The sequence below is a fragment of the bacterium genome, from assembly GCA_036524115.1.
In the GTDB taxonomy this organism is placed as follows: domain Bacteria; phylum JAUVQV01; class JAUVQV01; order JAUVQV01; family DATDCY01; genus DATDCY01.
Genome location: DATDCY010000199.1, coordinates 1 through 4206 on the forward strand (window position 1 = coordinate 1; position 4206 = coordinate 4206).

4 protein-coding genes are annotated in these 4206 nt (G+C 74.7%); 3 read left to right on the plus strand and 1 reads right to left on the minus strand.

The window, feature by feature from the left end; all coding sequences use genetic code 11:
* A partial coding sequence (locus VI078_09590; GenBank protein ID HEY5999533.1) for an FAD-dependent oxidoreductase occupies window positions 1–1193 on the plus strand: 1193 nt, incomplete at its 5' end.
* On the plus strand, window positions 1190–1912 hold the full coding sequence (locus VI078_09595; protein ID HEY5999534.1) for a class I SAM-dependent methyltransferase: 723 nt from the start codon (window positions 1190–1192) through the stop codon (window positions 1910–1912). The genes VI078_09590 and VI078_09595, both read left to right, overlap by 4 nt.
* On the opposite strand, the gene VI078_09600 is transcribed toward VI078_09595, so the two are convergent.
* Window positions 1909–2895: an NAD-dependent epimerase/dehydratase family protein gene (locus VI078_09600; GenBank protein ID HEY5999535.1), complete on the minus strand. Its 987-nt coding sequence runs from the start codon at window positions 2893–2895 to the stop codon at window positions 1909–1911. The genes VI078_09595 and VI078_09600 overlap by 4 nt on opposite strands.
* A gap of 159 nt (window positions 2896–3054) precedes the next feature.
* On the opposite strand from VI078_09600, the gene VI078_09605 reads away from it, so the two are divergent.
* A partial coding sequence (locus VI078_09605) for a glycosyltransferase family 39 protein (protein ID HEY5999536.1) occupies window positions 3055–4206 on the plus strand: 1152 nt, incomplete at its 3' end.

The following is a 4206-nucleotide window of genomic DNA, read 5'->3' on the forward strand; positions in this document are numbered from 1 at the left end:
GCGCGGACCGCAACCGCGGCGTCGACCCCGCGTGCCGCATCCCGCGCGGGCACACGGTCTCCCGCGCGGAGCTCGAGCGCATCGCGCCGGGGCTTGCGCTCGGGCGCGCCAGCGGCGGGGCGCTCTGGTACGACGCGCTCGCTGGCGACACGGAACGGCTCGTCCTCGAGCTGGTGCTGGACGCCGACGCCGCCGGCGCCGCGGTCGCCAACCGTCTCCGGGCGCTCGGCTTGCTGCGCCGCGGCGGGCGCGTCGAGGGCGTGAGCGCGCGCGACGAGATCGGCGGCGGCGACCTGGAGATCCGCGCGCGGGTCACGATCAACGCGGCCGGCCCGTGGCTCGGCGAGCTGCAGCAGCCGCTGTCCGGCGGCGCCGCGACCGCGCCGAAGCTGGCCAAGGCGATGAACATCGTCGTCGGGCGGCGCATCTTCGGGGACGTCGCGGTCGGCGTCGAGGGCGGCGGGCCGCAGAAGCGCCTGTTCTTCTTCGTACCCTGGCGCGGCGGCACCATGATCGGCACGCAGTACGTCGAGCACGACGGGCCGCCGGGCTCCTGCGCGGTCACCGCAGCGGACCTCGAGGGGATGACGGCTGCGGTCAACCGCATCCACCCCGGCGCCGGGCTGGCGGCGGCGGATGTCCGGTTCGCGCACGTCGGCCTGCTGCCGCTGGACCCGTGCGCCGACGTCTCGGCGGCCGCCGAGGCGCGCCTGCTCCCGCGCCCCCGCGTGATCGACGCCGCGCGCGAGCTGGGGGCCGAGGGGCTCATCGCCGTCCTCGGGATCAAGTACACGACAGGCATGACCGTCGCCGCTCGGGCGATCGACCTCGCGTGCCGCAAGCTCGGGCGCGCCGCGGGCTCCGTGTCGCAGGCGCGGCGCGATCAACCGCAACGCGCGGCCCCGGCGGCAGCGGGCGTCGACGCGGAAGCGACGCGCCGCATCGACCCCCGCCAGCCGACGACCGTCGCGGACGTCCGGCGCGCGGTGCGCGAGGAGATGGCCCTCGCGCTCACGGACATCGTGCTGCGCCGCACGCCGCTCGGCACGTTCGGCAACCCGGGGCGCGATGTCCTGGAGGCGTGCGCGCTCGCCGCCGGCGACGAGCTGGAGTGGGACGCGCCGCGGCGGGCGCGCGAGATCGCGCTCATGGAGGCCGAGTACGCGCGGCTGCTGGGGGGACGGACGTCGTGAGGGAGACGCCGGACATCGAGACCGCCTCCGACGGCTACGCCGGTCGCTTCTCCGGGCCGGTCGGCGCCTGGCTGCTGTCCGTCCAGGAGCGGGCCGTGCGCGAGCTGCTCGGCCCCGCGGCGGGCAGGACGCTGCTGGACGTCGGCGGCGGGCACGCGCAACTCGCCGGGCCGCTCGCGCGCGCCGGCTGGGGCGTCACCGTCCAGGGCAGCGACCTCTCGTGCGCCCGGCGACTCGCCTCCTCCGGCGGGGCCGGCGCCGTCCCCTTCGTCGCCTCCGACATCCTGGCGCTGCCGTTCGCAGACGGCGCCTTCGACTGCATCGTCAGCGTGCGGCTGCTCTCGCACCTCGAGCGCTGGCCCGCGCTCGTGGCCGAGATGTGCCGCGTCGCGCGGGAGGCCGTGGTCGTGGACTACCCGACGACCGAGAGCGTCAACCGCGTCGCGCCGGCGCTCTTCGGCGCGAAGAAGAAGCTCGAGGGCAACACGCGCACCTTCACGCTGTTCACGCACCGGCAGGTCGCGGCCGCCTTCGCGGCGAGCGGCTTCGCTCCGGCGGGCCGCACGGGACAGTTCTTCCTGCCGATGGTGCTGCACCGCGCCCTGCGCTGCCGCCCCTGCTCGGCGGCCCTCGAGGCAGCCTGCCGCGGGCTGGGGCTCACGGCGCGCTGGGGCTCGCCCGTGATCGCGCGCTTCGAACGCAGCGGCCGGGCCGGCTAGGGGAGCAATCCCTCCGCCTTGTACCAGAGATAGGTGCGGCGCAGCCCCTCGTCGAGCCCGATCTTCGGCGCGTAGCCGAGGTCGCGCTTGGCCGCGTCGATCCGGAACGCGCGGTTCTGCCGGTACCAGTCCACGCGCCGCGGGAAGATCGGCGGCGTGATCCCGAAGGGCTTGCAGGCCTTCTCGACGATGTGCCCGACCACGATCACCGGCCAGACCGGGTAGTGCGGGACCTTCACCGCGACGCCCATCGCCCTGGCGACGCGGCGCACGAGGTCCTCGATCTGGACGTACTCCTCGTCCGCGATGAGGTAGACCTTCCCGTCGCCCTTCCCCGGCGCCATCGCCAGCACGTGCGCGTCCACGAGATTGTCGATGTAGAGCGGATGGTAGAGCGTCCGGCCGCTGCCGAACATCGGAAACGTCCCCTTCGCGACGCGGCGGAAGATCATGAAGAAGCGCTCCGGGTCGCCGGGCCCGTAGATCGCCGCCGGCCGCAGGATCACCGTGGCCATCCCCTGCCGCGCGAACTCCGCGACCACCGGCTCGGCCTCGTACTTGGTCTGCTGGTAGTAGTCCGCCGGCGCGATGTTGTGCTCCTCGTCGGTCGGCGGGTTCTTCACGTCGCCGTGGACGCCGCAGGTGCTGCAGTAGATGAACTTGCGCACGCCGGCGGCCTTCGCCTCCTCGAGGCACACGCGCGTGCCGCCCACGTTCACGTCCCAGTAGTGCTGCTCCGGGACGTTGAGCTCGCGGAAGGCCGCCGCCAGGTGCTGCACGACCTCGACGCCCGCCATGCAGCGGCGCACGACGTCCCGGTCGACGACCGAGCCGATGACGACCTCCGCGCCCCAGGCGCGCAGCTCCTCGGTCTTGAGCCCCTCCTTGTAGTCCAGGGCCACCACCGAGTGGCCGTCGTCGAGCAGCCGCTTGACGAGGGCCTTGCCGGTGAAGCCGGTGCCGCCGGTGACGAGAATGCGCACGCTTGTCCTCCTTGCCGTGTGTCGGAGGGGTATCTCATAGCAGGAATGCCGCCGTTGTTCAAACGCCCGCGCCCTGATCCGCGCGCACGCGGCACGGCTGCTTCTCTGATCCGCGCGAGCGCGCGGATCGGGGGCGGCGCATCTGGCACAATACGCGCCATGCACGCCCCTGCCGCGCCCCGCCTCCGCACCGTCGTCGCCTTCGCCGCCGTCGCCCTGTGCCTGCGCGCCTGTGCGCTCTCGGCCGGGCCCGGCATCGAGGCGCACTACCACCCCGACGCCCCCAAGCAGGTCCGCGCCGTCGAGCAGTTCCTCAGGGGCGACTACCTCTACGTCCAGAACATGCACAACCTCGACGGCTACCCGCTCTTCGACAGCCACCTGGTCGAGTGGCTCGTCCGCGCGGGGAACCCGCCGCTGCAGGCGGCGCGGCGCTTCCTCGGGCTCGCGGCCCCCGGGGACGCCGGGGCGCCGCCGGGGCCGCTCGCCATCACCTGGGTCATGCTGCTCTGGAACGCCTCGCTGTCAGCCGCCGCCGTGGCGCTCGCCGTCGCGCTGGGCCGGCGCTTCGGCGCCCTCGCCGCGGTCCTGGCCGGGACGTTCGCCGCCCTCTCCCCGCTGGACGTCGCCGCCGCGCACTACACCACCGGGGACACGGCCGCCGCCTTCTTCGCCCTGGCGACGGTCTACCTGGCCGTGCGGATCGTCGAGACCGGCCGGGTGCTCCACTACGTCCTCGCCGCGCTGGCGACCGCGGCGGCGTTCTCGTCGAAGTACCACGCCGCCGAGGCGGGGACCGCCGTCCTGCTCGCCCACCTGCTGCGCCACCCCGGCCTGGAGGTCGTGCGCTCACCCGCCGCCTGGCGCCGGGCCGCGGCCGCCGCCGTCGCCCTCGCCGCCGGCGCCGTGCTCACCTCGCCCGCGCTGCTGGTGAACTTCTCGTGGACGCTGCGCAGCATCCGGGACTTCTTCGGCTGGGTCGCCGACTACGGGCTCAGCGAGGCCGACCTGATGCTCTCCTTCGGCGCCCGCCTGCTCTGGAGCGCCGGGGACAACGGCCTGCAGATCGTGCGCGCGGCGGGCGCCCCCGCGCTGGCGGGGGCGGCGCTGGCGCTGTTCCTGGCGCGGCCTCGCAGAACTGCCTGGGTGGTCGCCTCGCTGCCGCTGGCGCACCTGGCGATCGCCTTCGCGATGAAGCCGGTGGGGCACCCGGTCCACCACCTCCCGGCCGTCCTCCCGCTGATGGTCCTCGCGGCAGCGGGGTGCGCCGCGCTCGCGGGCGGCGCCGCGCTCGCGCTCGCCGGCATCCTC